Annotated in this window: 27 protein-coding genes; 18 read left to right on the plus strand and 9 right to left on the minus strand. The window is 63.7% G+C overall.

The features are described from left to right. Positions 1–492: a tRNA (N6-threonylcarbamoyladenosine(37)-N6)-methyltransferase TrmO gene (gene tsaA / locus AC07UC_RS18105; protein WP_494906937.1), complete on the minus strand. Its 492-nt coding sequence runs from the start codon at positions 490–492 to the stop codon at positions 1–3. Between the two features lie 17 nt (positions 493–509). Beyond that, positions 510–719 (minus strand): TOBE domain-containing protein, encoded by a 210-nt coding sequence (locus AC07UC_RS18110; RefSeq protein ID WP_494908957.1) that lies wholly within the window; start codon positions 717–719, stop codon positions 510–512. A gap of 210 nt (positions 720–929) precedes the next feature. On the opposite strand from AC07UC_RS18110, the gene modA reads away from it, so the two are divergent. The 4 genes from modA to AC07UC_RS18130 all read left to right on the plus strand — a co-directional run bounded on the left by modA (position 930) and on the right by AC07UC_RS18130 (position 3,981). Then, positions 930–1,724: a molybdate ABC transporter substrate-binding protein gene (gene modA / locus AC07UC_RS18115; RefSeq protein ID WP_140775856.1), complete on the plus strand. Its 795-nt coding sequence runs from the start codon at positions 930–932 to the stop codon at positions 1,722–1,724. Between the two features lie 20 nt (positions 1,725–1,744). After that, entirely contained in the window at positions 1,745–2,449 is a 705-nt protein-coding gene (gene modB, locus AC07UC_RS18120; RefSeq protein WP_202321623.1) for a molybdate ABC transporter permease subunit, read from the plus strand. Beyond that, entirely contained in the window at positions 2,446–3,558 is a 1,113-nt protein-coding gene (gene modC, locus AC07UC_RS18125) for a molybdenum ABC transporter ATP-binding protein (protein ID WP_494906938.1), read from the plus strand. Before modB ends, modC begins: the two co-directional genes overlap by 4 nt. Before the next feature lie 81 nt (positions 3,559–3,639). Continuing rightward, positions 3,640–3,981, plus strand: a complete 342-nt coding sequence (locus AC07UC_RS18130; protein WP_140775858.1) for a winged helix-turn-helix domain-containing protein — start codon at positions 3,640–3,642, stop codon at positions 3,979–3,981. Positions 3,982–4,144: 163 nt separating this feature from the next. Here the strand turns inward: AC07UC_RS18130 and cobF are convergent, their stop codons facing one another. After that, the gene (cobF, locus tag AC07UC_RS18135) at positions 4,145–4,921 is read right to left on the minus strand and encodes a precorrin-6A synthase (deacetylating) (RefSeq protein WP_494906939.1); all 777 of its coding nucleotides are present in this window, start codon (positions 4,919–4,921) and stop codon (positions 4,145–4,147) included. A gap of 186 nt (positions 4,922–5,107) precedes the next feature. On the opposite strand from cobF, the gene AC07UC_RS18140 reads away from it, so the two are divergent. The 6 genes from AC07UC_RS18140 to AC07UC_RS18165 all read left to right on the plus strand — a co-directional run bounded on the left by AC07UC_RS18140 (position 5,108) and on the right by AC07UC_RS18165 (position 10,758). Continuing rightward, on the plus strand, positions 5,108–6,127 hold the full coding sequence (locus AC07UC_RS18140) for a DUF4424 domain-containing protein (RefSeq protein WP_494906940.1): 1,020 nt from the start codon (positions 5,108–5,110) through the stop codon (positions 6,125–6,127). Beyond that, positions 6,127–6,645 (plus strand): dihydrofolate reductase, encoded by a 519-nt coding sequence (locus tag AC07UC_RS18145; protein WP_494906941.1) that lies wholly within the window; start codon positions 6,127–6,129, stop codon positions 6,643–6,645. The genes AC07UC_RS18140 and AC07UC_RS18145 overlap by 1 nt, the downstream gene beginning before the upstream one ends. 168 nt (positions 6,646–6,813) lie before the next feature. Beyond that, positions 6,814–7,929, plus strand: a complete 1,116-nt coding sequence (gene hflK / locus AC07UC_RS18150) for an FtsH protease activity modulator HflK (protein WP_140775862.1) — start codon at positions 6,814–6,816, stop codon at positions 7,927–7,929. After that, positions 7,929–8,900 (plus strand): protease modulator HflC, encoded by a 972-nt coding sequence (gene hflC / locus AC07UC_RS18155; protein ID WP_202321629.1) that lies wholly within the window; start codon positions 7,929–7,931, stop codon positions 8,898–8,900. Before hflK ends, hflC begins: the two co-directional genes overlap by 1 nt. Before the next feature lie 3 nt (positions 8,901–8,903). After that, entirely contained in the window at positions 8,904–9,092 is a 189-nt protein-coding gene (locus AC07UC_RS18160; protein ID WP_494906942.1) for a DUF2065 domain-containing protein, read from the plus strand. 151 nt (positions 9,093–9,243) lie between these two features. Continuing rightward, positions 9,244–10,758 (plus strand): DegQ family serine endoprotease, encoded by a 1,515-nt coding sequence (locus AC07UC_RS18165; protein WP_140775864.1) that lies wholly within the window; start codon positions 9,244–9,246, stop codon positions 10,756–10,758. 33 nt (positions 10,759–10,791) lie between these two features. Here the strand turns inward: AC07UC_RS18165 and AC07UC_RS18170 are convergent, their stop codons facing one another. Beyond that, complete coding sequence (locus AC07UC_RS18170; protein WP_494906943.1) at positions 10,792–11,364, minus strand: GNAT family N-acetyltransferase; 573 nt, start codon at positions 11,362–11,364, stop codon at positions 10,792–10,794. After that, positions 11,361–12,248, minus strand: a complete 888-nt coding sequence (serB, locus tag AC07UC_RS18175; protein WP_140775866.1) for a phosphoserine phosphatase SerB — start codon at positions 12,246–12,248, stop codon at positions 11,361–11,363. The genes AC07UC_RS18170 and serB overlap by 4 nt, the downstream gene beginning before the upstream one ends. On the opposite strand from serB, the gene miaA reads away from it, so the two are divergent. Both miaA and AC07UC_RS18185 read left to right on the plus strand, forming a co-directional pair. After that, positions 12,238–13,203: a tRNA (adenosine(37)-N6)-dimethylallyltransferase MiaA gene (miaA, locus tag AC07UC_RS18180; RefSeq protein WP_494906944.1), complete on the plus strand. Its 966-nt coding sequence runs from the start codon at positions 12,238–12,240 to the stop codon at positions 13,201–13,203. The two genes, serB and miaA, sit on opposite strands and share 11 nt — an antisense overlap. A 105-nt stretch (positions 13,204–13,308) precedes the next feature. Continuing rightward, a complete protein-coding gene (locus tag AC07UC_RS18185; protein ID WP_056573060.1) occupies positions 13,309–14,100 on the plus strand; it encodes a GGDEF domain-containing protein in 792 nt (263 codons plus the stop codon). 223 nt (positions 14,101–14,323) lie between these two features. Here the strand turns inward: AC07UC_RS18185 and AC07UC_RS18190 are convergent, their stop codons facing one another. Further along, entirely contained in the window at positions 14,324–16,156 is a 1,833-nt protein-coding gene (locus AC07UC_RS18190; RefSeq protein ID WP_494906945.1) for an ATP-binding protein, read from the minus strand. A gap of 154 nt (positions 16,157–16,310) precedes the next feature. Here AC07UC_RS18190 and AC07UC_RS18195 point away from each other — a divergent pair, with 154 nt between their 5' ends. From AC07UC_RS18195 to AC07UC_RS18205, 3 genes are read left to right on the plus strand one after another with little or no spacing between them, the layout of a single operon-like run. Continuing rightward, entirely contained in the window at positions 16,311–16,874 is a 564-nt protein-coding gene (locus AC07UC_RS18195; protein WP_494906946.1) for a helix-turn-helix domain-containing protein, read from the plus strand. Between the two features lie 4 nt (positions 16,875–16,878). Then, positions 16,879–17,187, plus strand: a complete 309-nt coding sequence (locus AC07UC_RS18200; RefSeq protein ID WP_140775870.1) for a hypothetical protein — start codon at positions 16,879–16,881, stop codon at positions 17,185–17,187. Positions 17,188–17,229: 42 nt separating this feature from the next. Then, positions 17,230–17,757, plus strand: coding sequence for a GNAT family N-acetyltransferase (locus tag AC07UC_RS18205; protein WP_494906947.1), 528 nt, complete (start codon positions 17,230–17,232; stop codon positions 17,755–17,757). A gap of 13 nt (positions 17,758–17,770) precedes the next feature. Here the strand turns inward: AC07UC_RS18205 and AC07UC_RS18210 are convergent, their stop codons facing one another. Then, positions 17,771–18,658: a LysR family transcriptional regulator gene (locus AC07UC_RS18210; protein ID WP_202321647.1), complete on the minus strand. Its 888-nt coding sequence runs from the start codon at positions 18,656–18,658 to the stop codon at positions 17,771–17,773. Between the two features lie 121 nt (positions 18,659–18,779). Here AC07UC_RS18210 and tmpA point away from each other — a divergent pair, with 121 nt between their 5' ends. The 3 genes from tmpA to AC07UC_RS18225 all read left to right on the plus strand — a co-directional run bounded on the left by tmpA (position 18,780) and on the right by AC07UC_RS18225 (position 22,379). After that, positions 18,780–19,931 carry a 2-trimethylaminoethylphosphonate dioxygenase gene (gene tmpA / locus AC07UC_RS18215; RefSeq protein ID WP_494906948.1) on the plus strand — a complete coding sequence of 384 codons (1,152 nt, stop codon included), beginning with the start codon at positions 18,780–18,782 and terminating at the stop codon, positions 19,929–19,931. Beyond that, a complete protein-coding gene (gene tmpB, locus AC07UC_RS18220) occupies positions 19,928–20,512 on the plus strand; it encodes a (R)-1-hydroxy-2-trimethylaminoethylphosphonate oxygenase (RefSeq protein ID WP_494906949.1) in 585 nt (194 codons plus the stop codon). Before tmpA ends, tmpB begins: the two co-directional genes overlap by 4 nt. Positions 20,513–21,236: 724 nt before the next feature. Beyond that, positions 21,237–22,379 carry a PcfJ domain-containing protein gene (locus AC07UC_RS18225; protein WP_494906950.1) on the plus strand — a complete coding sequence of 381 codons (1,143 nt, stop codon included), beginning with the start codon at positions 21,237–21,239 and terminating at the stop codon, positions 22,377–22,379. Between the two features lie 84 nt (positions 22,380–22,463). Here AC07UC_RS18225 and AC07UC_RS18230 read toward each other — a convergent pair whose 3' ends face one another. Next, on the minus strand, positions 22,464–24,272 hold the full coding sequence (locus AC07UC_RS18230) for an NAD(P)/FAD-dependent oxidoreductase (RefSeq protein WP_494906951.1): 1,809 nt from the start codon (positions 24,270–24,272) through the stop codon (positions 22,464–22,466). A gap of 26 nt (positions 24,273–24,298) precedes the next feature. Beyond that, positions 24,299–25,369 carry a 2,3-butanediol dehydrogenase gene (locus AC07UC_RS18235; protein ID WP_494908958.1) on the minus strand — a complete coding sequence of 357 codons (1,071 nt, stop codon included), beginning with the start codon at positions 25,367–25,369 and terminating at the stop codon, positions 24,299–24,301. Between the last annotated feature and the right edge of the window lie 88 nt (positions 25,370–25,457).

The raw sequence follows: 25,457 nt of genomic DNA on the forward strand, positions 1-25,457 counted from the left end.
CTAGCCAATTTCGAAGTCACCCGCCTGTGGTGGCGCGATCGGCTTGAACAGCGTGCGATCCGGCTTGAGGTCGAGCAGCGGCGTGCCGTCGACGCAATCCATGCCGCGTACCAGCAGTGCCGATCCCTCGACGCCGACAAGGCTGACGATCGAGGTGCCGATCGGATTGGGCCGGACCGGCGAGCGCAGCGCGAATGTCCCGCGCGAGGTGCCGTCGCTGGCCGGGCTCTGCTTGACGAGGTCGCGCCGCGACAGATGCAGCCAGTAGAGCACTTCCAGCCGCTCGAATTTTTCGACGCCCTCCAGGGCCTGCCGCCAGGGATCGAAGATTTCGATGCGGCAGACAGGGCCGTCGTCACGGCCCTGTCGCGGCGTGACCAGACGCGAAACCCAGGGCGTGCGGATGACGCCGGTGAACACCAGTCCGGCGTCGGTCGCCGGCGGTGCCTCGATCGCGACCTCGCTCGGCCGGATCTCGTTTTCGCGAACCATGTCTGGCCGCAAGTGGTTCAGTCGATGCCGACCATCACGTCCGAGGCCTTGACCACGGCATAGGCCTGCTTGCCCTTTTCGAGCTTGAGGTCGGCGACGGCTTCGTTGGTGATCGAGGCGGTGACGATGGGGCCGCCGCCGATATCGATCCTGACATGCGAGGTGGTGGCTCCCTTGACGATCTCGGTGATCGTCCCCTTGAGGACGTTGCGGGCGCTGACCTTCATCGGGCTCTCCTTTGGTTTATGCATGCCGTTCTCCCAAGACCGAGGTCACTTTTGGGCGACATGCATTAGGTTTCCTGCTCGTCTTACCAGAACAATCGACGCCGCACAGACGTTTTCGCAAGGTGCCGGGCCTTCCCTTGTTATATTCATGCGGATATATCGGATGGCAGGCTGCGAGCCGCACGGATTTCAAACCAGGGAGAGTTTTCGATGACGCGCAAAGGTTTCGGGTTGAGGGCGATCGCCATTGGCGGTTTTGCGGCGACGCTGATGGCGGCGATGCCGGCCGCCCATGCGGAAGACAAGGTCGTGGTGTTCGCGGCGGCCAGCCTCAAGGACGCGCTCGATGCGGTGAACAAGGCCTGTGAGGCTGATGTCGGCGAGGCCGCTACCGTCTCCTATGCCGCGAGTTCGGCACTGGCCAAGCAGATCGAGGGCGGGGCACCGGCCGACGTCTTCATCTCGGCCGATCTCGACTGGATGAAATATCTCTCCGACAAGAAGCTGACCAAGCCGGACACAGAGGTGAAGCTGCTCGGCAACGAGATCGTTCTGGTGGCGCCGAAGGATTCGACGGTTGACGCCAAGATCGAGAAGGGTTTTGACCTCGCCAAGCTGGTCGGCGACGGCAAGCTCGCCATGGGCGATTTCAAGGCCGTGCCGGCCGGCAAGTACGGCAAGGCGGCACTGGAATCGCTCGGCGTCTGGTCTTCGGTCGAAGGCAAGGTGGCGCAGGCCGAGAATGTGCGCGCGGCACTCAAGCTGGTTTCAACGGGGGAGGCCGCTCTCGGCATCGTCTACGCCACCGACGCGCATGCCGAAAAGGGCGTCAAGGTGGTCGGCACATTCCCGGAGGATTCGCATCCGCCGATCATCTATCCGGTTGCCCAGACCGCCGATTCAAAGGACAAGGATACGCCGGCTTTCCTGAAATGCCTGCAGTCCGCCAAGGCTGGCGCGCTCTTCAAGGAACAGGGCTTCACCGTGCTCACGCCGAGCAACTGAGACGGGTCTGACATCGCAATATGAACTGGCTGCTGGACCTCACTCCCGACGAATGGAATGCGGTCCGGCTATCCATCAAGGTGGCGACTGTGGCGATGCTCGCCAGCCTGCCGCCCGGCATATTGATCGCGCTGCTGCTTGCCCGAGGACAATTCTGGGGCAAGACGCTGCTCAACGGCGTTGTCCACCTGCCGCTGATCCTGCCGCCCGTGGTGACCGGCTATCTCCTGCTTTTGACGTTCGGCAAGCGCGGCCCGGCCGGTGCCTTCCTGGCCGAGCATTTCGGCATTGTCTTCTCGTTTCGCTGGACCGGTGCGGCACTTGCCTGCGGCGTCATGGGATTTCCCCTGATGGTTCGGGCGATCCGGCTGTCGATCGAAGCGGTGGACCGCAAGATGGAGGCGGCGGCGGGCACGCTTGGCGCCAATCCCTTGTGGGTGTTTGGCACCATCACGCTGCCACTGATCCTGCCCGGGCTGATCGCCGGTTCCATCCTGGCCTTCGCCAAGGCGATGGGGGAATTCGGCGCGACCATCACCTTCGTCTCCAACATCCCTGGCGAGACGCAGACGCTGCCCTCGGCGATCTACACTTTCACCCAGGTGCCGGGCGGCGATGAGGGCGCATTGCGGCTGACATTGATCTCGATCGTCATCTCGATGGCGGCACTGGTCGCCTCGGAAGTGCTGGCGCGGCGCGTCGGGCGGCGGATGGACATCGAATGAGCGTTATCGTCGACATCAGCCACCGGCTGGGCGATTTCGCCATCGAGGCCCGTTTCGAGAGCGCAGGGCGGCTCACAGCGCTGTTCGGGCCATCCGGTTCGGGCAAGACCACGCTCATCAACATGATCGCCGGGCTGATCCGGCCCGACAAGGGCCGCATCGAGGTCGACGGCCGCGTGCTGGTCGACACAGATGCCGGGATTTTCGTACCGAAGCACAAACGCCGCATCGGCATGGTGTTTCAGGACGCGCGCCTCTTCCCGCATATGAGCGTGGCCGGCAATCTGCGTTACGGCCGCTGGTTCACGCCGGCAAAGGAGCGCTATGCCGACATGGATGGCGTCGTCGACCTGCTCGGCATCGGCCCGCTGCTCGGGCGGCGCCCGGCAAAGCTGTCGGGCGGCGAGAAGCAGCGTGTGGCGATCGGCCGGGCGCTGCTGGCCAGCCCCGGATTGCTGCTGATGGACGAGCCGTTGGCCTCGCTCGACGAGGGGCGCAAGGCCGAGATCCTGCCCTATATCGAGCGGCTGCGCGACGAGACGAAAATCCCGATCGTCTATGTCAGCCATTCGGTCGCCGAGGTGGCGCGGCTGGCCAGCGACGTGGTGATGCTGGCGCAAGGCAAGGTCGTTGCCAGTGGCCCGACCGAGGCCGTCATGCAAAGGCTCGACCTGTTGCCGGCGGAAGAGCGTGGCGAGGGTGGCGCCGTGCTGGACACGAAGGTGCTGCGTCACGACGAGGTGTTCGGCATGACCGTGCTCCGCTCGGCCGCCGGCGAAATCCGCGTGCCGCGCCTTGCGATGAAGGCGGGGGCTCCCGTGCGTGTCCGCATTCGTGCCCGCGATGTGATGATCGCGACGGAGACACCGACAGGCCTCAGCGCGCTCAACATCCTGCCCGGCACGATCGTCGCGATCAGCCCGGGCGAGGGGCCGACGGTCGAAGTCGGCATCGATTGCCATGGTGCGACCGTGCTTGCCCGCATCACCGAACAGTCGCGGCAGGCGCTGAAACTGCGGCTTGGCGGCAAGGTTTTCGCGGTGGTCAAGACGGTGAGCTTCGACCGGGCGAATACTGGGGCCGGCCTGCCCGCCGAGGCGGATGGATGAGTGCGCTATGTCTTTTTGGAATAGCGGTATCGCTGAAGACCTTCTACTATGGGGATCGGGCGTGAGCGAGGAGGAGCAAAAATGCCATCGCTGAGCTTGCGGATAAATCTCGATCCTGACGGGCGGATCGGTCCGGGCAAGATCGAGCTTCTGGAGCATATCGCCACCTTCGGTTCGATCTCGGCCGCCGCGCGCGGCATGGAGATGTCCTACAAGCACGCCTGGGATCTGGTCGAGGACATGAACCGGGTGTTCGGCAAGCCGCTGGTTTCGGCGCAGACCGGCGGCCGCAAGGGTGGCGGCGCGCAGCTGACGGCCATCGGCCTGGCGGTGGTCAGCCGGTTCCGCGCCATCGAGCGCGCGGCGACGGCCGCGGCGGCGACGCATATGGATGCACTGCAGGCGGAGATCGATGCGGGTTGAGATCGACTGGAAACTCTACCCCGACGGGCGACTAGCGCGATTTTCTGCGCTTCCGGTGCTCACGGACTTAATGTCCGCTCCGCTCCGGTTCTCGAAATTCACGCTATTCACCTCGTCAGGGCGAGTTTCGAGCCGATCTCAGCGTTGGCGCTGACAAAAGGGATTAATTCTCTTCCGGCTCACCAGCCTTGCGCAGCAGGTAGGTGTCCATGATCCAGCCCTTTTTCCGGCGGACCTCCTCGCGGACCTTTTCAATTTCGGCACCGACATCGCTGAGGCGGCCTGAAAGAATGATTTCGTCAGGCGTGCCGAGATAGGCCCCCCACTGGATGAAGACATCCTTGTCGGCCAGCGTGTTGAAGGCGCATTTGCCATCGAGCATGACGACTGCCGAGCCTGCATTGGCAGGCAAGCCTTCCTCGGTCAGCCGTCGGCCGGTGGTGACCAGGATGGAATCGCCAATGCGATTCAGCGCTGTCTTGTGACTGGCGGCAAGCGCCTGGATTGCGGTGATGCCGGGGATGACCTCCAGTTCGAAGGCCACATTGTCTCTCAGGCGCACCCGCTCGAGGATGCGCAACGCGCTGTCGTAGAGCGAAGGGTCGCCCCAGATCAGGAAGGCTCCGCAGCCGTCGTCCGCAAGCTCATCGCGGATCAGGCTTTCGTAGATGGCGGCGATGGCTTCGTGCCAGTCGTCGACGGTCGAGCGGTAGGAGGATGTCGGTTCGGCACGCACCGGCACGTCGAACTCGACCCGGCGGGATTTCGGGTTGGTGACGAAGCGGTCGCAGATCTCGCGCCGCAGGTCGGCAAGGTCGTTCTTTTTCGCGCCCTTGTCGGGGATGAACAGCACATCGGCGCGGTTCAGGCCTGATATGGCCTGCACGGTCATGTGGTCGGGATTGCCGGCGCCGATGCCGATGACGAGAAGCTTGCGCATGGGCGAACTCCTGCCCGATCGCAACCTGCCTGTCCAGACCGCCACTGCGTGTCCAGACCGCTACTGCGTGTCAGGCCCTGGGCCGCATGCCAAGACGCTGTCGTGTGCCCATGCGAGCGGAAGGGCTTTGAAACGCCGCATTGAAACGGCTAGGGTCATCAGGGCATTCTTGCCGAGGGGGCTTCGATGTTGCGATATGTTCTGACTGCGGCGCTTGCGCTTTCCGCTGTGCCTGCCTTGGCCAACGACTCTATTGCCGAACTCGGCACCGGCGGCCTGATCCTGTCGCGCAGCGACGCGGTCGCGATGCAAAGCGAGGATCTCTTCATCTCGCCCGAGAAGGTGACGGTCGACTACGTCTTCCACAACAACACCGATAGGGATGTCGATTCGATCGTCGCCTTCCCGATGCCGGACATTTCGGGCGATCCCAATGAGATGCCGGCGATTCCTGAAAACCAGAGCGACAATTTCCTCGGCTTCGAGGTGACGATCGACGGTGTCGCGGCAAAGCCGCAGCTCGAGCAGAAGGTGTTCGCGCTCGGCATCGACATCAGTGCCGACCTGAAGGCGCAGAATGTGCCGTTCAACCCGTTCGGTGACGCGGCCAAGGCGGCACTGGCGAAGTTGCCGAAGGCGGTGGCAGACGACTGGGTCGACCGCGGCATCATCATCGAGGATCCGGAAGGCGACAGCGACCCAGGCACCAGCCCGTCCTATGCACCCTTCTGGCAATTGCGCTCGACCTATTGGTGGCGCTCGACCTTTCCGGCCAACAAGGACGTGCGTGTCTCTCACCGCTACAAGCCCAGCGTCGGCGCCACGTCATCGGTCAGCTTCTTCAGTGACGGCCAGTTCCAGGGCGCATACGCCGCCTACAAGACCCGCTACTGCCTGGACGGCACGTTCGAGAACGCGGTGCGCAAGGCGGCGAAGGACAATCCGGACGGTTATCCGAAATATTACGAAAGCCGCATCGCCTATATCCTGACCACGGGCGGCAACTGGGCGGCGGGCACCATCGGCAAGTTCAAGCTGACCATCGACAAGGGCAATGCGAAAGCCCTGGTCTCGTTCTGCGGCGACAACGTAAAAAAGGTCGGGCCGACGACCTTCCAGATGACGGCGGATGATTTCTACCCGGAGCACGACATCGATATCCTGCTGCTCGAACCGTCGAACAACAATGGCGGGGACGCGAACTGATGCATGTCGCCATCTATGTCGCCATTGCCGAGAACGGCGTGATCGGGCGGGACGGCGGGTTGCCCTGGCGGCTCTCCACCGATCTCAAGCGTTTCAAGGCCGACACGATGGGCAAGCCCATCATCATGGGCCGCAAGACCTATGAAGGCATCGGCCGTCCGCTGCCGGGCAGGCTGAACATCGTCGTCACGCGCGACAAGACCTGGCGCGCCGAGGGCATCGAGGTGGCGCATACGCTGGAAGCCGCGATTCAGCTGGCAACGGTGCGCGGGCGCTGCATGGCCGGCGTGGACGAGGTCTGCGTCATCGGCGGCGGGGAGATCTATGCCCAGGCGCTGCCGCTGGCCGACCGGCTGCACGTCACCCACGTGCTGGCCAGCGTCGATGGCGATGCGCATTTTCCGCCGATCGACCCTGAGATATGGCGCATGGTCAGTGCGCAGGAGGTTCCGGCTGGAGAAAAGGACAGCCACGCAACGCGCTATTCGGTTTACGAGCGCCGTCGCCAGATACTTTGATAGATAAAACGTGCATTGAGGGACGACAAAGGGTCGCTACCGGGCCAAAAGGGATGATGTCGGCGGCGCATCGCGTTGAAAGCGCGCCGTGGCGTCCCTATAGAAGAACAACACTGGATTTGCGCCGTAACTCCGGCGCTTGAGGGAATTCCAAGCGAAAGGACATTCATGCCCTGGAACGACAAGAGTGGCGGAGGCGGCGGCCCGTGGGGCGGCGGCGGTAACAATCAGGGACCCTGGGGGCAGGGGCCAAAGGGGCCGAGCGGCCCGCAAGGCTCGCCTCCCGACCTCGAAGACATCATCCGCCGGGGCCAGGATCGGCTGCGTCGCGCGCTGCCCGGTGGCGGCGGTGCCAGTCCGGCTATTTTCGCGCTTGTCGCGGCAGCGCTTGTCGTGCTGTGGGCGTTCCAGGCGATTTACACCGTGCAGCCCGACGAGGTCGCGGTCGAACTGCGCTTCGGCAAGCCAAAGGCCGAACTGTCGCAGCCCGGCCTGCATTTCCATTGGTGGCCGCTCGAAACCGTTGAAACGGCGAAGATTTCCGAGCAGCTCGTGGACATTGGCGGCGGCAACACAAGCGGCAACGGCCTGATGCTTTCCGGCGACCAGAACATCGTCAACGTGCAGTTTTCGGTGGCCTACCAGGTCTCCGATCCCCGCGCCTATCTGTTCGACGTTTCCGATCCTGACGGCATGCTGCGACAGGTAGCCGAAAGCGCCATGCGCGAAGCCGTCGGCCGCAGGCCGGCGCAGGACATCTTCCGCGACGACCGCCAGGGTATCGCTGCCTCCGTGCGCGAGATCATCCAGACCACGCTCGACGGCTACAAGGCCGGCCTGCAGGTCAATGCCATCTCGATCGAGGACGCGGCACCGCCGCGCGAAGTGGCCGATGCCTTCGACGAAGTGCAGCGTGCCGAGCAGGACGAGGACAAGTTCGTCGAGCAGGCCAACCAGTATTCCAACCAGAAGCTCGGCGGCGCGCGGGGCGCGGCGGCGCAGATCCGCGAGGACGCGGCCGCCTACAAGAACCGCGTCGTTCAGGAGGCGGAAGGTGAAGCGCAGCGCTTCATCTCGGTCTATGACGAATATGCCAAGGCGCCAGATGTGACCCGCAAGCGGCTTTATCTGGAAACGATGGAGAAGGTTCTGAAGGACTCGAGCAAGGTCATCGTCGAACAAGGCAACGGGCAAGGGGTCGTCCCCTATCTGCCGCTGCCGGCATTGCAGCCGAAAGCGCCGGCACCAGCCGCCTTGGGTGCGAACACGGGAGGTAACCAGTGATGGCCAACCGTCTTCCCATCTTCGTCGTCATCGCGGCGGTCATCCTGTTCCTCATCTATTCCTCGGTCTTCGTGGTCAATGCGAAGCAGCAGGCTATCGTGCTGAGGTTCGGCGAGATCGTCGACGTCAAGAGCGAGCCTGGCATCTACTTCAAGGCGCCGTTCTCGTTCTTCGACGCCGATACGGTGCAACTGATCGAGAACCGGGTGCTGCGCTTCGACCTCGACAACATCCGCGTCCAGGTTTCGGGCGGCAAGTTCTACGAGGTCGATGCCTTTATCGCCTATCGCATCTCCGATCCGCGCATCTTCCGTGCCGCGGTGTCCGGCCAGATCGAACTGGCCGAAGCGCGGCTGAGGACCCGTCTCGACGCTGCCTTGCGCCGCGTCTACGGCCTGCGTGACTTCGAGGCGGCGCTCTCGGAAGAGCGCGCCGTGATGATGCGCGAAGTCCGCGATCAGCTCAGGCCGGACGCCACGTCGCTCGGACTGCAGATCGAGGATGTCCGCATCCGCCGGACCGATCTTACGGCCGAGGTTTCACAGCAAACCTACGACCGCATGAAGGCGGAGCGCTTGGCGGAGGCTGCGCGGCTCAGGGCGCGCGGCAACGAAGCGGCACAGCGCATCACGGCACGGGCCGATCGTGAAGTGGTCGAGATCGTTGCCGAAGCGCAAAAGGAGTCCGAGATCCTGCGCGGCGAGGGCGAGGCCCAGCGCAGCGCCACCTTCGCGCAAGCCTATCAACGCGACCCGGCCTTCTTCGATTTCTACCGGTCGATGAACGCCTATGGCACGGCGCTGGACAACACCGGCACGACCATGGTGCTGTCGCCGAGCTCGGAGTTCTTCCGCTACTTCCGCGATCCCGACGGCAAGGAAGGGCCGGCGAAACAGACGCCGCCGGCACCGGCCGCACCGGCGACGGCACCCGCTGCGCCGACGACACAACCCAGCACCGGCCAGCAATAGCCGGTGCAGGACTTCTTCGCGGCGATAGGCCTGGTCCTTGTCATAGAGGGCCTGGTCTATGGCGGCTTTCCCGGTTTCGCGAGGAAGCTCGCGGGCGAGGTGCTGTCGATGCCGGAGAACGCATTGCGGATTGCGGGGCTGGTCGCCATCGCCATGGGGGTCGGTATCGTCTGGCTGGTGCGGGGCGGATGAGAACCACCGGTTTTCGCCTTCGGCAAAACGGAGGATTTATCCTCTGCCGCTGGTCGTAGCCGCAAACGTGCCGTATTTTTTGCCAACATGGCGCAACGCGGTGTTTTTGCCGTTGCGCTTTCTCTTTCAGAAATACCGGGAGGCTTTCTCGATGACATCAACACTCCTTTTGCGCGCAGCACGGCGGACATTCATAGCCGGCACGGCGGCACTTCTTGTCGGCACTGTCGCCGTCCCGTCCTTCGTGACGCCGACCTTCGCGGCCGACGGGCCTGCTTCGGTGGCCGACCTCGCGGAAGGCCTGCTCGGCGCGGTGGTCAACATCTCGACCTCGCAGACGGTGAAGGGCACGGAAGGGCCGGGCGCAGTGCCGATGCCGCAGCTTCCGGAAGGCTCGCCCTTCCAGGACTTCTTCGACGATTTCTTCAAGAACCGCGGTGGCGACAAGGATAATGGCGCGCAGAAGGTGCAGTCGCTGGGATCCGGTTTCGTCATCGACGCCGAGCAAGGCATCGTCGTCACCAACAACCACGTGATCGCGGACGCCGACGACATCGAGGTCAATTTCTCCGATGGCGTGACGCTGAAGGCAACGCTGGTCGGCACCGACACCAAGACCGACGTCGCGGTGCTCAAGGTCGATCCGAAAGGCCACAAGCTCACCGCGGTGAAGTTCGGCGATTCCACCAAGATGCGCGTCGGCGACTGGGTGATGGCGATCGGCAATCCGTTCGGCCTTGGCGGCACGGTCACGGTCGGCATCGTCTCGGCGCGCAACCGCGACATCAATTCCGGCCCCTATGACGATTTCATCCAGACCGATGCGGCAATCAACCGTGGCAATTCCGGCGGGCCGCTGTTCAACAGCGCCGGCGAGGTCATCGGCATCAACACGGCGATCATTTCGCCCTCCGGCGGCTCGATCGGCATCGGCTTCTCCATCCCCTCGCAGCTCGCCTCGGGCGTCGTCGACCAGTTGCGCCAGTTTGGCGAGACGCGGCGCGGCTGGCTCGGCGTGCGTATCCAGCCAGTGACGGACGACATCGCCGAGAGCCTCGGCATGGCGACCGCCAAGGGGGCGCTGGTGGCCGGCGTCATCAAGGGCGGACCTGTCGACAACGGCACCATCCAGGCCGGCGACGTCATCATCAAGTTCGACGGCAAGGACATCCATGAGATGCGCGACCTGCCGCGCGTCGTTGCCGAAAGCCCTGTCGGCAAGGCAGTCGACGTGCTGATCGTGCGCAAGGGCGTCGAGCAGACGGTGAAGGTGACGCTCGGCCGGCTCGAGGATGGCGAGAAGCTCGCCAGCGGCGAGAATGGCAACACCGACAAGGACAAGGGTGACAAGGCTCCGGCCGTTTCGACCGCCTCGGTGCTCGGCATGACAGTGGGCGAGCTCAATGACGAGACGCGCAAGAAGTTCAGCATCGCCGCCGATGTCTCCGGCGTCGTCATCACCGATGTGGCCAAGGATTCGGCCGCCGCCGAGCGGGGCATCCAACCGGGCGAAGTGATCACCGAGATCGCGCAGGAATCGGTCGCCACGCCCAAGGACGTCATGGACCGGATCGGCGCGCTGAAGGAGCAGGGCCGCAAGAACGCGCTTCTGATGCTGGCGTCGAAGACCGGTGAGTTGCGCTTCGTGACGATCCGGATGGATTGAGTTTTCAATCCGCCATCTTTCAAAAAAAGGCGGCTAACGAGCCGCCTTTTTTCTTGCCTGCCAACCCTCGCGAGAGAGCCGGTAGAGCACATGCCGCTTGAGCGCGGGATGGCTGTCGGGAACGCCGGGATGATCGAAGTCGGCCGACGGATCGGCCGTCATGCCAAGGCGTTTCATGACGGCGGTCGAGCGGTGGTTTTCCGCGACCGCAAAGGAGACGATTTCGTCAACGTCAAGCGTCTCGAAACCGTAGGCAAGCCATGCCTCGGCGGCCTCGGTGACATAGCCCTTGCCCCAGAATTCCGGGGCCAGCCGCCAGCCGATCTCGATCGTGCCGGCCGGCAGGACGTCCATGTCCTCGGTTCCTGATAGTCCGACAAAGCCGATGCACGCGCCCGTGGCGGCAATTTCGGCCGCGGCGAAGCCATAGCCGTCTTCATCGATCCATGCGCGGACCTCGTCCATCTTGGCGTCGGCGGCGGCGCGGTCGCGACGGAACGGGAAGAATTCCATGACGCGCTCGTCGGAATTGATGCGATGGAAGAGCTCGCGGTCGCGCTCTTCCCAGTTGCGCAGGATCAGCCGCTCGGTACGCATTGGTTTCATTGCGCAAATTCTTCCTGGCGATAGCCCTGCAAATAGAGCAGTGCGGTCAGGTCGCCATGGTCAATGCGCACCTTCGCCTGCGCCGCCACTGTGGGCTTGGCATGGAGCGCCACGCCGGTGCCGGCGAGGCGGATCATGTCGAGATCGTTGGCTCCGTCACCGACGGCGATGGCGTCGGCGGGTGTCAGTCCAAGGCGCGCCGAAATTTCGAGCAGCGCGTCGGCCTTGGCGGCGCGACCGAGGATCGGCTCACCGACCAGGCCGGTGAAGTTTCCATCCTGTTCGAGCAGGCGGTTGGCGCGGTTTTCCTGAAAGCCGAGCATCGCCGCGATGCGTGTGGTGAAGACCTCGAAGCCGCCCGAGACCAGCGCTGCCCAGGCGCCGTTGGCGCGCATGGTCTGGACCAGTTCGCGGCCGCCCGAGGCCAATGTCAGCCGGTTGGCGACGATGCGATCGACGACGGCGGCATCGAGCCCCTTCAACAGCGCGACGCGTTCGCGCAGAGCCGGTTCGAAGGCAATCTCGCCGTTCATCGACCGCGCGGTAATAGTGGCAACGCGATCCTTGACGCCGATCTCGTCGGCCAGTTCGTCGATGCATTCCTGGTCGATCATGGTCGAATCCATGTCGGCGATGAGGATTTTCTTGCGACGCGTTTCCGCCTGCTGGACGATCACGTCGATCGGTTCAGCGGCCAATGCGGCGCGCAGGGCGTCGGTGATCCCGGCGATGTCAGCCTCTTGCGGCAAGGCAAGATCGCAGGCAATGCCTTCGGCCAGCCAGACAACGGTGCTTGCGCCCACCGTCCGCGAGGCCATATTCGCAAGCGACCGCGACAGAGCGCGGTCAGCGGGACGGGAAACAAGCGTGGCAATGAGCGGCATCGAGAATTCCGGCGCGGATGCGGGCGAAGGCCGCGTGAAGAATGCGATCCTGATAGCCGGGCCGACCGCCAGCGGCAAGTCGGCGCTGGCGCTCGACCTGGCCGAACGCACAGGCGGCGTCATCATCAACACCGATTCCATGCAAGGCTATTCGGTTCTCGACGTGCTGACCGCCAGGCCGCAGCCGGCCGACCTCGCACGGGTGTCGCATTTTCTCTACGGCCATGTCCGTCCCGATACGGCCTATTCGACTGGCGCGTGGCTGCGCGACGTGATGAAACTCATCGACGACGGAACGCTGTCGCGGCGGCCGGTCTTCGTCGGCGGCACGGGCCTCTATTTTCGCGCGCTGGCCGAGGGCATTTCGGAAATGCCCGATATTCCGCCGCGCATCCGTGACCGCTGGCGCTACGAGCTGAAAGAGCAAGGCGCGGTCAAGCTGCACGGGCTGCTGCTGCGCGAGGATTCGAGAGCCGCCATGCAGCTCAAGCCAACCGACAGCCAGCGCATCGTGCGGGCGCTTGAAGTGCTCGACGCCTCCGGCCGGTCGATCCTGGAGTGGCAGGCAGAGCGGGGCCGACCGCTCATCGATCGGCAGACTGCGCGCTTCCTGGTCATCGAGCCGGACCGGGCCGCGCTGGTCGATCGCATCGAAAGGCGCTTCGACCAGATGCTGGACAAGGGCGCGCTGGAGGAGGTCAGGCAACTTGCGGCCCTTCACCTCGATCCGGACCGGCCGGCGATGAAGGCGATCGGCGTTCGCGAACTGCAAGCCGCGATGGCCGGCCTATCCAGCTTTCCCGAGGCGATCGAGCGCGCCAAGATCGCGACCCGGCAATATGCCAAGCGGCAAGCGACCTGGTTTCGACACCAGCTGGGGCCGGAATGGCAAAGATTGCGCTGGAATGACGATCTCGAAACCACGATCCAAACACTTGTTGCTAATGCAACTTAAAAAGTTGACCTTGAGGGAAAGGTTCCCGTCGAGGTTGTCGGAGTTAACGCTCCGTAAGGCGGTCCGTGCCATAAGGTCGACGGGCACTTTTCCATTGGGGAGCAGATGCGTTTCCACAAGGCGGAATCCGCTTTTTTCGTCTTTATTTTCGTGATCCTGGCCGCTGGTCTGGTGACGCTGCACGCCTATGGACTCATGCAATCCTTCGCCACCGAACTCCATACCCAGTCGGGCCTGGACAAGGTCATCTATCTCAACAAGCTGTTGTTCGCGACCGGCGTTCTGCTCGCCACCGCGCTGTTTTTCGGCATCTTCTTCATCTACCCGCTGATCCGCAAACAGGCGACGGAAGAAGGCAAGCTGCGCGCCATGACGGTTTCGCTCAGCGCCCGTTCCGAAACGCTCGAGCACGCCGCCCTGACCGATGGCCTGACCGGCATGCAGAACCGGCGCTATTTCGACGATGCGCTGAAGGAATATCTCGAGGAGTTCCGGCGTATCGAGAAGCCGGTCGGGTTGATGATCCTTGATCTCGACCATTTCAAGCAGGTCAACGACACGCACGGTCACGACGTCGGCGACGAGGTGCTGAAGGCCGTCGCCAGCTGCCTGAAGGACATGACACGCTTCCATGATGTGGTGGCGCGGCTCGGCGGTGAGGAGTTTGCCGTGGTCACGCCCAATATGGAGGCGGAACTGCTGGGCAAATTCGCCGAGCGCATCCGCAAGGCCATCGCCAACATGTCGATCCTCTCGGGCAATGTCAGGCTCAAGATCACCACCAGCGTCGGGCTCGCCGTCTGGGACCGCAAGGAAACGGCGGAGGAGTTCTATCGCCGCGCCGACCGCCAGCTCTACGAGGCGAAGAGGCAAGGCCGCAACCGCGTCTGCGCCTGAAATCCCATCATCGAATTCGTGAGGCCGGCCGTCTGCTGCCGCTTTCTGCGCTTCCGGTGCTCACGGACCAAAAGTCCGCTCCGCTCCGGTTCTCGAAAACAGCACCAGCCGACTCGGCCCGACGAATTCCCTGACGGGATTTACCCAAGCTTCCGAGCGGAGAAGAGCCATGGCCTGGCACGGCTTCTCTGAACTGCCGGCAAATGGGCGTGACGCCCTGGGCTCAGTCGTTCTGGGGGCGCAGGCCGAAGGTGGCGGGCTTCAGGCCGTAGCGCATGTCGAAATCGTCGTCCGACGGCACGCGGGTGGTCGCCGGCTTTCGATAGTCGGGGTCGCCGGCCTGGCGGCCGGAATCGACCACCTCGGCGAAGGCCATCGCCTGCGGTGTCGGTTTGGGCACGTTGCGCAGCCGCTCGACGATCGCCACCAGATCGACATCGTCGCCGGTCTTCGCCGCCTCGGATTCTTCGCGTTTGGCCGTACCGGGCAGCAGGTGGGCTGGCAGTTTTTCAAACTTCAGCCGCATGGTCGTAGCCACGCCTTCGCCGAAGGCAATGGCCTCGCGCTGGCCCATGGACGACAGGAAGGCAAGCGTGGAGGCGGAAGAGTCGGCGATCGCCGAGCGGATGATCGCCTGGTCCTGCTCGTTGGCGAGCCGCATCGCGAAGAAGGTCGAGCATTGCGACAGGATGGTCGGGTCGAGCTCGCCCGGACGCTGGGTGACGACGCCGAGGTAGCAGCCATATTTGCGGCCTTCCTTGGCGATACGCGACAGCGCGTGCCGGGTCGGCGCGAAGCCGAGACGCGGATCGGCCGGCATGTAACGATGCGCTTCCTCGCACAGAAACAGGAGCTGCAGCTTGCCCTCGCTCCACAGAGCCAGATCGAAGGCCAGGCGCGCCAGCACCGAGCAGACGGAATTGACCACTTCTGAGGGCATGCCGGCCATCTCGAAGCAGGTCACCGGGCGGCCGTGATGCGGCACGCGGAAGATGTTGCCGATGGTCTCGTGGATGGTGTCCTCAATCAGGCGCGAGCTGAACATGAAGCGGTAGCGCGGATCGGCGGCCGCCGATTCGATGCGCGTCTTCAGCGATTTCAGCGTCGGGCGATCGTTCTTGCTTTCGAGCATGCCCATGCGCTCGTCGATCTGCTTGATCAGGTCGGCGATGCGGTAAGGCACCGGCGTATCGGCGGTCAGCGCATCGTTGCCGCGCCTGAGATAGGCACCTGAATTCGGGTTGCGGTAGAGGTTCTTGGCGAGTGGAATAAGGTCGCGCAGAGCGTCGATCTCCTCCGGGACCGTCTCACGGCCACGGAACAGCACTTCGGCGAATTCCTCGAGCTTGAACATCCAGAACGGCAGGTCGAGAGTCTTGGAATCGACCTTGACGCAATATTCGGGCAACGAGCCGGCGAATTCATTGTGCGGATCGAGGATCAGGATGCGCAGATCGGGCCGCGCCGCGATCGATTTGCGCAGCAGCAGCGAGACAGCTGTGGACTTGCCGACGCCCGTGGTGCCGACAATGGCGAAATGGCGCGCCAGCGTGTCGTCGATCGCGATGTTGGCGGCGATCCCTTCGTCCTGCGACAGCGAGCCGATGGTGATGGAGTGGCGGCCGGCCAGATCGTAGACCGCCTGGAGATCACGGCTGCGGATCCTGTGGGCGACGGCGCCGATATGCGGATAGGTGGTGATGCCGCGGTCGAAGATCGGCTTGGCGCCTGGCTCGGCGGCGTCGCGCACTTCGCCGATCAGCTCGATGCTGACCTCGATGGGGTTCTGGCCCTCATTGCTCCAGGCGCGGTTCGACTTGCCGATCGCGTAGACGAGACCCACGGTTCGTGTCGTGCCCAGATTGATCGAGATCATCTTGCCGACCGTCCACAGGCCGGTCACGGATCCGTCGATGTCATCGGCATAGGCGGCGATGGTGGCGCGCGCGCCGTCGCATTGCACGACATTGCCCAGGATGCGCCGGTCGTTCTGCTCTGCGTTGCGGCGCTCCTGCGATGTCGGTTCTCCGACTGAAGCTTCGCGTTCGACGTACATGGACAGGCCAATCCCCATTTCCCTGGAGATCGGATCCTACCGGAGCGGGGTTAAGGTCGGATGAGGCTGGATGGTGTAGAGAGGATTAAGCGCATGTTGAAAATTGTCACAAGAGGGTGCTTTCCCACGGTCGGAATTTCGCTATAGTAGACGAATGGATGATATAGCGAACGATATTTCCACGACAATCGGCAGACGGATTCACACCGAAAGGACCATGCGGGACTGGTCGCTGGCCGAACTCGCCGAGCGATCCGGTGTTTCCAAGGCGATGCTGAGCACGATCGAACGCGGCATGACCAGCCCGACCGCAGCCCTTCTGGTGCGCATTGCGGCGGCCTTCGGCATGACGCTGTCGACCCTCATCGCCCGGGCGGAATTGCAAGGCGGCGGGCTGTTGCGCGAGGCCGACCAGCCGGTGTGGCGCGATCCGGATACAGGCTATGTCAGGCGGCATTTGTCGCCGGCCTGCGACATGCCGCTCGAACTGATCAAGGTGCATTTGCCGGCGGGCGCCAGGGTCAGCCTGCCGGCGGCCTCCTACGCCTTCATCAAGCAGCAGATCTGGCTGATTTCCGGACAGCTCGAATTCACCGAAGGCGATGTGGTGCACAGGCTGGAGCCCGGCGACTGCCTGGCGCTCGGGGCGCCGTCGGACTGCATCTTCCATGCGCTGGAGGCGGGCGCCGACTATCTCGTCGCGCTGGTCAGGGGCTGACACGATGGCGAGACGGCCAAAGCGCTCCCACAATGGGGGGCCGCCTCTTGACGACTACAAGGGGCCGCCATGGGGCAAGGGCGATCCCTTTATTTTCCTGGCCTGGCAGGCCGCGCATGCCAAGGCATGGAAGGCGCCAAGCCACGAAATCATGCTGATGCGCATGGACAAGGCCGAGCGGCTGGGCCTGACCTATGAGGAATACACGCTCGAGATCCTCGAGCGCGGGCGGCACCTCAAGGAAGAAGACACCGAGCGCATCAGCGCCATCAAGGCGGCTCGCAAGCGGCGGCGCGTGCGCCAAGTCGACTGATGCCGGCGCGCTATCGACCCCATCGTTTCCAGAGGATTGGCCATGAATTCCATCGAGATCGGAGCGCTGAGCGCCAGTGCGGAAACACTGGCAAAGCTGGCTGACCTGCTGGTCGAGACAGTTGCCGGCGGCGGCTCGGTCAGCTTCATGCATCCGCTGGCGCCGGAAGCGGCAAGCGCATTCTGGGAGAGGTCGCTGGCCGCGGCGGCAAAGGGCGAAAGGGTGGTGCTTGGCGCCTGGGACGGCAAGGTCCTGGCCGGCACCGTCACCTTGCTGCTCGACTGCCCACCCAACCAGCCGCACCGTGCCGAAATCGCCAAGCTGATGACATCAGTTAAATACCGGGGCAAGGGTATCGGAACGCGCCTGATGCGGGCCGCCGAGCATCTCGCCGTCGAGAAGGGGCGCACACTGCTGGTTCTGGATACGGCGACGGAAGAGGGCGCCTCAGGCCTCTACGAAAAACTCGGTTTCACCCTGGCCGGGGAAATCCCGGACTATGCGCTGAAGCCGCATGGCGGGCTGACCGGCACGCTGATCTACTGGAAGCGCATCGGCGCCCGGCCGTGACAACTCACGCCGTTTAGGCGGAGGTTTTTCTGGACAGGTAGCTCAGCAGCCACTGGCGGAAATCCTGTTCGGCACTGGTCAGACGCGCGGTCGACGCCTTGGTCAGGAAATGGCCTGACGTGCTGGAGAGCTCGAAATCGGAAAGCGGCACCAGGCTCCGGCGCTTGAGTGCCGCGTCGACAAGCGGCCGCGACCCCAGAAGCACGCCGGCTCCGGAACTCGCCGCTTCCATGGCGGCGACAAAGCTGTCGAAGCGATGCGACCTTTGGGAGTGGCCGGCCAGTCCGGCCGCCGCGAACCATTCCGACCACATTTCGCGCGCCCCGGCGACCAGAAGCAGCGGCAGGGATGTCCAGTCGGCGGCACCGGCGAGCGCCGGGCTTGCCACCGGCACAAGCCGCTCGGCGGTCAACCTGTCAGCCTCGCGTCCGGGAAAGAATCCGTTGCCGAAACGGATGTCGAGCGCGGAGCCCGGCAAATCGTAGTCGGTCGGCCGATGGATCGTCACCAGATCGAGCTGGATACGTGGCAGTGCCTCGGCGAGATCGGGCAGCGCCGGGACCAGCATCAGCAGGGCGAAGGAGATCGGCACCCGGATCGAGACGGTCTGGACGGCGCGAGGCTCGAACAGTTCCGTCGTGCTGCTGGAGATGGTGGCGAATGCCGACTGGATGTGGGGCAGGTAGGCCGCGCCCTCGGGCGACAGGGCGACACCACGCGCCAGCCTTGAAAACAGGCGCGTCTTCAATCGTTCCTCGAGCAGCCGGATATGCTGGCTGACGGCGGCCTGGGTCAGGCCGAGTTCGGCCGCTGCCGCCGTGAAATTCGACAGCCGCGCCGCGGCCTCGAAACTGCGCAGCCAGTCGAGCGGGGGCACGGAGGGAATGGGTTTTCGAGGCATTAGAAATTTATGGTCTTTGGCCAAAAAATGATAATTTGAGTTATGCCTTTGCTGTGGCCAACATGCAATCGAAACCTCACGGATCGGGCCGTGGGGCGCAACGGACAGGAACGGCATTCCCATGCTCACCCACGCGCTGATTGGCGACGAAGGCAAGACAATCGAGCTTGGCTGGCAAGGTGGGAGGCGCGCGCGCTTTCACGCCATGTGGCTGCGTGACAATGCGCTCGACGACAAGACGCGTAGCGCCGGCAACGGCCAGCGCCTGATCACCATTCTCGACATTCCGGCCGAGACGAGGATTGGCGAGGCCACCATCAAGGCCGGTGCGCTGGAAGTCAGTTTCGTGCCAGAAGGAAAAACGGTCAGCTTTCCCGCGCAATGGCTGAGCGCAAACGCCTATGACCGCGACGAGCCTGGCGAGCCCGGCTGGACGGGCGACATCATCCAGCGCTGGACCAAGGCGACGATGCAGAATTCGGTGCCGCGCGCCCGATACGCGGCAGCCTTTCACAGCCGCAGCGTGCTGCGCGAATGGCTTTCGGCGGTGAGGACCTATGGCTTTGCAGTGATGGACGGCCTGCCGGCCGAATCCGGCGCGCTGTGCAAGGTCTCCGACCTGTTCGGTTACATCAGGGAGACCAATTACGGCCGCTGGTTCGAAGTGCGCGCGGAGGTCAACCCGAACAATCTCGCCTACACCAATCTCGGGCTTCAGGCACACACCGACAATCCCTATCGCGACCCGGTGCCGACGCTGCAGATACTCTCCTGCATCGAGAATACGGTGGAGGGCGGCGAGTCGAGCGTGGTCGACGGTTTTGCCGTCGCGGCCGCGCTGCAGGCCGAAAACCCCGAAGGCTTCCGGCTGTTGAGTTCCTGTCCGGCACGCTTCGAATATGCCGGCTCCTCGGGTGTGCGGCTGCAGGCGAAGCGGCCGATGATCGAGCTCGGGCCGGATGGCGAACTCATCTGCATCCGTTTCAACAACCGCTCGCTGGCGCCGGTCGTCGACGTGCCGTTCGCCGACATGGATGCCTATTATGGCGCCTATCGACGGTTCGCCCAGCTGATCGAGGATCCCTCTTTCGAAGTGACGTTCAAACTGGAAGCGGGGCAGGCCTTCATCGTCGACAACACGCGCGTCATGCATGCGCGTAAGGCGTTTTCGGGCACCGGCAAGCGCTGGCTGCAAGGCTGCTACGCCGACAAGGACGGCCTGTTGTCGACGCTTGCCGCGATCGAGCACAGCTTCAAGGAGGCCGCGGAATGAGTGGCCGGGATCTGAACGCCGACAACATCGTCGAGTTCATCGCCGACATCTTTGAGCGCCGGGGCGCCGAATCCTATCTCGGCGAGCCGGTGACGATGTCCGAGCACATGCTGCAGGGGGCATGGCTGGCGGAACAGGACGGCGCGCCCGACGCGCTGGTGGCAGCCGCGCTGCTGCACGACATCGGCCATTACACCAGCGAGTTCGGCACCTATTCGCCCGACGATGTCGAGGACAAGCATCATGACGAAGCCGGAGGCGAGGTGTTGGCGCCGTTCTTTCCGCCCGTCATCGTCGAGTGCGTGAGGCTGCATGTCGCGGCCAAGCGCTATCTCTGCGCCACCGACCCGACCTATTTCTCCAGGCTGTCGCCGGCATCGGTGCATACTCTGTCGCTGCAGGGCGGGCCGATGAGCGCCGACGAGGTGGCCGACTTCCGCAAGAACCCGTTCCATGAGGAAGCGGTACGAGTCCGCATCTGGGACGAGGGCGGCAAGATCGCGAACATGAAGACGCGGGCGTTTCGCGACTATGTGCCGTTGCTGCAGCGCGTCGTGCACGATTTCGCCAATCGCGCCTGAGGGCGGTCCATCACCGGGAGGGACAGCCATGTGCTTCTGCTTCGATGGCGCAAACGCGCTGGCTGCATTCCGGCCGGAGACCTGTCGCGAGCGTTCGCCTGACGCGTCTATTTTCGGCTCATTGCCGATCGCGCCCAGCGGCGAGCCTGATCAGCTCTCCGCTGCCGCTTCGTTCGAAGTCGCTGAAGCCGGACACGCCGGTCGTCTTGCCGTTGCCCCCGTTTCCGGATATTAGCCGCGCCCAGCCTGCGGCGTCCATTTCGTTTTGCCACAGACATCGACCACACGTTTCATGGAGGCGAAGATGAGATCTTGTTCACGCGTTTCGCGCCTCCGTGGCGGTCGAACGGGCTGACTCGCGCCCCAGCGAATTTTACGTCCCTGCCGATCCGAGAACCGCCTGGCTGCATGTGGCGGTCCTTTTCTCGTGCGCCCGAGCCGCATCGATGCTGGTCCTGTCATTGAGACGGTGGGGGCTTCCCGGCCGACGATGGCGGCTGCCGGAAACCTCGAGATGCACCTTTGCAACGCTCCGTCAGGCCCTTGTAAATATTGAGATAATTTCCCTTGCTTGGTTGCCTCTTGGGGCATAGAGAGCCCGCCCAGTCCAACCCGTCGTCCCAAGAGGAGACCTGTCAAATGTCACGCCAACCCAGATCGACACATTCCGTGCCGGCGCTGGACTTGCGTGCGGCTGACAGGGTTCCAATCGGGAAGAACGGCCATGGCCAGGTCCATGATCCAGCGCAGGCAGGACGCCGAGCGCGAACGCATTGAAATATACACCGCAACGCTGCGGCGGGTTTCTCCCACGCCGCGTCCCGCGCCGGATTTCGAGCGGGCGCTCGACGAGGTGCGCCGAGGCTATGCCGGCATGGCGATCCGCGACGGCGCGTTGTGGCGTCCAAAACTGAAGACGCGCGATCCCGCGCGGCTGCGGCTGGCTGCTGCCCGTCATCTTTATGCTCGCTATCCGGTTTCGGCCGCGCTCGAGGCCATCTGGCGGGATGGTTCGGGGCTGGATGCCGGCGAGATTGCGCTCCGCAAGGCCTGGTATGTCGCGGTTGCGCGCGGTGACTCGCTCTACAAGGCAGGTGCCAATGCCTTGATGTCGCGCAAGGAGGTGCATTGCTTCCTGAACCTGTCGGGCGACCTGACCTTCGACGAGGCGTTCTGGGTGGCGATCATCCGGTCCTACACGGATGATTTCGGATTGGCGGCTCGCCTTGCGCGCACGAAGATATCGCGCGCGCCGCGTGCGGATCTGGCCTTCTGGCGCGAAGTGGCGCGGTTCTTCTGCGCACATCCGACGTCCAAGGAAGAGACCGACGATCTCTGCGACTACATCGGCGCCATGTACCGGCATGACCGAGCCTACAGCCTGAAGGGGCGCACGCTCGCCTCGCTGCGCAAGCAGATGTCGGAGTGGCACCGCGACATTGCCGCCGTCGAGCGCATCGAAGCCATGCGCCGCCGTGTCGCCGGCCGGGGCTCGGCGGTAAAGGGCGCCTGGGATGGCTCGCGCCTTGAGGACTGGGAGTGGCAACCTTCGGCCAAGGAGGCGAAGGCGCATGGTGAGCGCTTCTTCGTCCGCCAGTTGAGGACCGCCGAGGACCTGGTCGGCGAATCCAGGGCGATGCATCATTGCGTCTCGACCTACGCGGCCAAATGCATCGCCGGCAATGCCTCGATCTGGGTGCTGCGGCGCACGGTACTTGGCAAGATCGAGCGGCTGCTGACGATCGAGCTCGATCCGCAGAACCGCGCGGTGCAGGTGCGTGGTTTCTCCAATCGCGTCGCCTTGCCCGACGAGCGCAAGATCATCGAGCGCTGGGCCAAGGCAAGGGGCGTGATGCTCCGCGACTGAAACGAAGTACCCGCGCGGCGGAAGCGCCGCGCGGGGCCGGCCTTGCTGATCGCAGGAGAGGAGGGGACTCCTGGGGATTGGCAGCTAGGCCTTGTGGTGAACCTGTTGCAGCCCATAGACCGGCGTCGGCAAACCGACCTGCCGGGCTTTCAGCTGCAGCGACAGATACTGCGAATAGTGGCGCGACTGGTGGAGGTTGCCGCCATGGAACCACAGTGCCTCCTGCTGGGTCGGCTTCCACATGTTGCGCTGCTCGCCTTCCCACGGGCCGGGATCCTTGGCGGTGTCGGAGCCAAGGCCCCAGACCTTGCCGACCTTGTCGGCCACCTCCTGCGAGATGAGGTCCGCGGCCCAGCCGTTCATTGAGCCATAGCCGGTGGCATAGATGACGAGATCGGCTGGCAATTCGGTGCCGTCGGCGAATTTGACGCCGGTTTGCGTCAATTCCTGCACCGCTGCACCTGGTCCGCTCTTGAGCTTGATCGAGCCGTCGATGACGAGATCGCAAGCGCCGACATCGATATAGTAGCCGGAACCCCGACGCAGATACTTCATGAACAGGCCGGAGCCGTCATCGCCCCAGTCGAGCAGAAAGCCGGCCTTTTCCAGGTCTTCGTAAAACTTCGCGTCGCGTTCCTTCATCTGTTCGTAAAGCGGGATCTGGAACTCGGGCAGGATGCGGTAGGGCAGGGAGGCGAAGATCAGGTCGGCCTTGCGCGTCGTCATGCCGTTCTCGACCGCTTGCTCGGAATAGAGCCCGCCGAGCCCGATATCCATCAGCGTATCGGACCTGACGATATGGGTGGAGGAGCGCTGCACCATGGTGACGTCGGCGCCTCCCTCCCATAGGGCCGCGCATATGTCGTGGGCGGAGTTGTTGGAGCCGATGACCACGACCTTCTTGCCACGGTACTTGTCGGGGCCTGGATGGGTCGAGGAATGCTGCTGTTCGCCCTTGAAGATGTCCTGGCCCTTGTATTTCGGCCAGTTCGCCTTGCCGGACATGCCTGTCGCGAGCACCAGCTGCTTGGGCTTGAGCACGATCTCCTCTCCATCGCGCTCGACCACGATGGTCCATTCCTTGGCCGTCTCGTCGTATTTGGCGGATTTGGCTGATGTGGAGGACCAGTAATTCAGCTCCATCACCTTCGTGTACATCTCAAGCCAGTCGCCGATCTTGTCCTTCGGCGCGAAGACCGGCCAGTTCTTGGGAAAGTCGATATAGGGCAGATGGTCGTACCAGACCGGATCATGCAGGCAGAGCGACTTGTAGCGCTTGCGCCAGGAATCGCCGGGGCGTTCGTTCTTTTCGATGATGATGGCCGACACGCCGAGCTGGCGCAGGCGTGCGCCCAGCGCAATGCCGCCCTGGCCGCCGCCGATGATCACGACATAGGGCTGTCTGCTGCGGCCGAGTTCGGCGATCTCGTCGTCACGCTCCTCGCGCCAGGATTTCCTGTCCTTGCCGTGACCATGCTTGGCACCAAGCGGTCGGGTGAAGCCGGACTTCTCCTCGTGTCCCTTCAGTTCAGCCATGGTGGTGAGCAAGGTCCAGATGAGGTCGCCCTTGAAGCGCACCAGGCCGAAGCCGCGCGCCGCCCTGGTCTCGAAGGTGATCCACGCAGTGATAACGCCGTCCGCCTCGCTCGCTTCCTCGCCTTCGGCAACCTTCCAGTCGCTCGGTCCGGTTTCAGCCAAGGTTGCCGCCAGCATGTCGCGGACCTGGTCCTGGCCCTCCATCGTCTTCAGGTTCCAGGTAAAGGTGACGAGGTCGCGCCAGTAGCAATCCGCCTGGAAACAGTTGACGGCGGCGTCGATGTCGCCGTCCGCAAGCGCCTTGCCGAACTTGTCGAGCAGCGCCTGCGCCTTCGTGGTGGGGGTTCTCTCGAGCATGTTTTCTCCTCCGGTTGTCAAATTGATCAGGACAAGTCGATCAGGATTTTCAGTTGGGTCCCGGCGGGATCGAGCAGAGCATCGAAACCGTCGGACACCGCCTCCGCAAGACGTATGCGCCTGGTGACGACCTTGGAGGCAGGCAACTGTCCCGAACTGATGAGACGTATGACACGCGGCCATAGATGCGTTGGATAGGCCCAGGACCCGCGGATATCGACGTCCTTGAACGTGACCTGGAACCAGTCGAGCGGGTTCTCGTGCGGATGCAGGCCGGTTTGCACGACGACACCTTGCTTGCGCACAGCCGCGAGGCAGGCCTTCAGCGCATGCTCGTTGCCGACGCATTCGATGGCGATATCGCAACCGACGCCGCCTTCGCTCGCGGCGCGCACTGCCTCATCCACTTTGTCCCGCTTCGGATTGAGGGTCACCACGCCAGGCAGGATCGAACGCGCCATCTCCAGCCGGGTGTCGTTCAGGTCCGAGATGAACAGTTGCGTTGCGCCCGCGGCGCGCGCGGCCAGCATCGTCAGAATGCCGATCGGGCCGGCGCCGGTGATCAGCACCGAGCTCCCGGCGCTTACCCCACCACGGTCGCAGGCATAAACGGCGACCGCGGTCGGCTCGACCAATGCAGCTTCCTCATCGGTCATTTCGTCTGGAATGCGCTCGACATTGTAGTCGTTGAGCAAGGCGGCTTCCGCCATGCCGCCGCCGATCCAGCTCAAACCCGCCAAGGCAAGCTTGTCGGACAGATGGTACAGGCCGCGCGCGGCATAATAGTCTCCCGAGCGCGGCATGATCAGCGGTTGCACGGCCACGCGGTCGCCAACCGAGACCGACGTCACGCCGTCGCCGACGGCCTCGATCACGCCGCCAAATTCATGTCCAAGCACCTGCACACCGCTGGCGCCGGTGAACGGATGCGGCTCCGTCGGTATGAAGATCGGCCCGTAACTGTATTCATGCAGGTCGGTTCCGCAGATTCCGACAAACTTGTTGCGGAGAACAACCTGTCCCGGCCCCGGCTTTGCCGGCCTGGGAATGTCCTCGATGCGCAAATCCCTGGCGGCATGAAAGCGCAGGGCCTGCATGCTTCGCGCCGTGGCTGCGAGATTGACCGCGTTCTGTGTCATGGCTTCTCCTCCAAGTTCCATGTGGGTACCTGGAACAGGGAGCAAG

It is taken from the genome of Mesorhizobium sp. GW821-FHT04C10 (assembly GCF_059420305.1).

Coding starts and splice junctions, on each gene's coding strand:
- tsaA (WP_494906937.1), bottom strand. CDS start 492: ATGGTTCGCGAAAACGAGATCCGGCCGAGCGAGGTCGCGATCGAGGCA.
- AC07UC_RS18110 (WP_494908957.1), bottom strand. CDS start 719: ATGAAGGTCAGCGCCCGCAACGTCCTCAAGGGGACGATCACCGAGATC.
- modA (WP_140775856.1), top strand. CDS start 930: ATGACGCGCAAAGGTTTCGGGTTGAGGGCGATCGCCATTGGCGGTTTT.
- modB (WP_202321623.1), top strand. CDS start 1,745: ATGAACTGGCTGCTGGACCTCACTCCCGACGAATGGAATGCGGTCCGG.
- modC (WP_494906938.1), top strand. CDS start 2,446: ATGAGCGTTATCGTCGACATCAGCCACCGGCTGGGCGATTTCGCCATC.
- AC07UC_RS18130 (WP_140775858.1), top strand. CDS start 3,640: ATGCCATCGCTGAGCTTGCGGATAAATCTCGATCCTGACGGGCGGATC.
- cobF (WP_494906939.1), bottom strand. CDS start 4,921: ATGCGCAAGCTTCTCGTCATCGGCATCGGCGCCGGCAATCCCGACCAC.
- AC07UC_RS18140 (WP_494906940.1), top strand. CDS start 5,108: ATGTTGCGATATGTTCTGACTGCGGCGCTTGCGCTTTCCGCTGTGCCT.
- AC07UC_RS18145 (WP_494906941.1), top strand. CDS start 6,127: ATGCATGTCGCCATCTATGTCGCCATTGCCGAGAACGGCGTGATCGGG.
- hflK (WP_140775862.1), top strand. CDS start 6,814: ATGCCCTGGAACGACAAGAGTGGCGGAGGCGGCGGCCCGTGGGGCGGC.
- hflC (WP_202321629.1), top strand. CDS start 7,929: ATGGCCAACCGTCTTCCCATCTTCGTCGTCATCGCGGCGGTCATCCTG.
- AC07UC_RS18165 (WP_140775864.1), top strand. CDS start 9,244: ATGACATCAACACTCCTTTTGCGCGCAGCACGGCGGACATTCATAGCC.
- AC07UC_RS18170 (WP_494906943.1), bottom strand. CDS start 11,364: ATGAAACCAATGCGTACCGAGCGGCTGATCCTGCGCAACTGGGAAGAG.
- miaA (WP_494906944.1), top strand. CDS start 12,238: ATGAGCGGCATCGAGAATTCCGGCGCGGATGCGGGCGAAGGCCGCGTG.
- serB (WP_140775866.1), bottom strand. CDS start 12,248: ATGCCGCTCATTGCCACGCTTGTTTCCCGTCCCGCTGACCGCGCTCTG.
- AC07UC_RS18185 (WP_056573060.1), top strand. CDS start 13,309: ATGCGTTTCCACAAGGCGGAATCCGCTTTTTTCGTCTTTATTTTCGTG.
- AC07UC_RS18190 (WP_494906945.1), bottom strand. CDS start 16,156: ATGTACGTCGAACGCGAAGCTTCAGTCGGAGAACCGACATCGCAGGAG.
- AC07UC_RS18195 (WP_494906946.1), top strand. CDS start 16,311: ATGGATGATATAGCGAACGATATTTCCACGACAATCGGCAGACGGATT.
- AC07UC_RS18200 (WP_140775870.1), top strand. CDS start 16,879: ATGGCGAGACGGCCAAAGCGCTCCCACAATGGGGGGCCGCCTCTTGAC.
- AC07UC_RS18205 (WP_494906947.1), top strand. CDS start 17,230: ATGAATTCCATCGAGATCGGAGCGCTGAGCGCCAGTGCGGAAACACTG.
- AC07UC_RS18210 (WP_202321647.1), bottom strand. CDS start 18,658: ATGCCTCGAAAACCCATTCCCTCCGTGCCCCCGCTCGACTGGCTGCGC.
- tmpA (WP_494906948.1), top strand. CDS start 18,780: ATGCTCACCCACGCGCTGATTGGCGACGAAGGCAAGACAATCGAGCTT.
- tmpB (WP_494906949.1), top strand. CDS start 19,928: ATGAGTGGCCGGGATCTGAACGCCGACAACATCGTCGAGTTCATCGCC.
- AC07UC_RS18225 (WP_494906950.1), top strand. CDS start 21,237: ATGGCCAGGTCCATGATCCAGCGCAGGCAGGACGCCGAGCGCGAACGC.
- AC07UC_RS18230 (WP_494906951.1), bottom strand. CDS start 24,272: ATGCTCGAGAGAACCCCCACCACGAAGGCGCAGGCGCTGCTCGACAAG.
- AC07UC_RS18235 (WP_494908958.1), bottom strand. CDS start 25,369: ATGCAGGCCCTGCGCTTTCATGCCGCCAGGGATTTGCGCATCGAGGAC.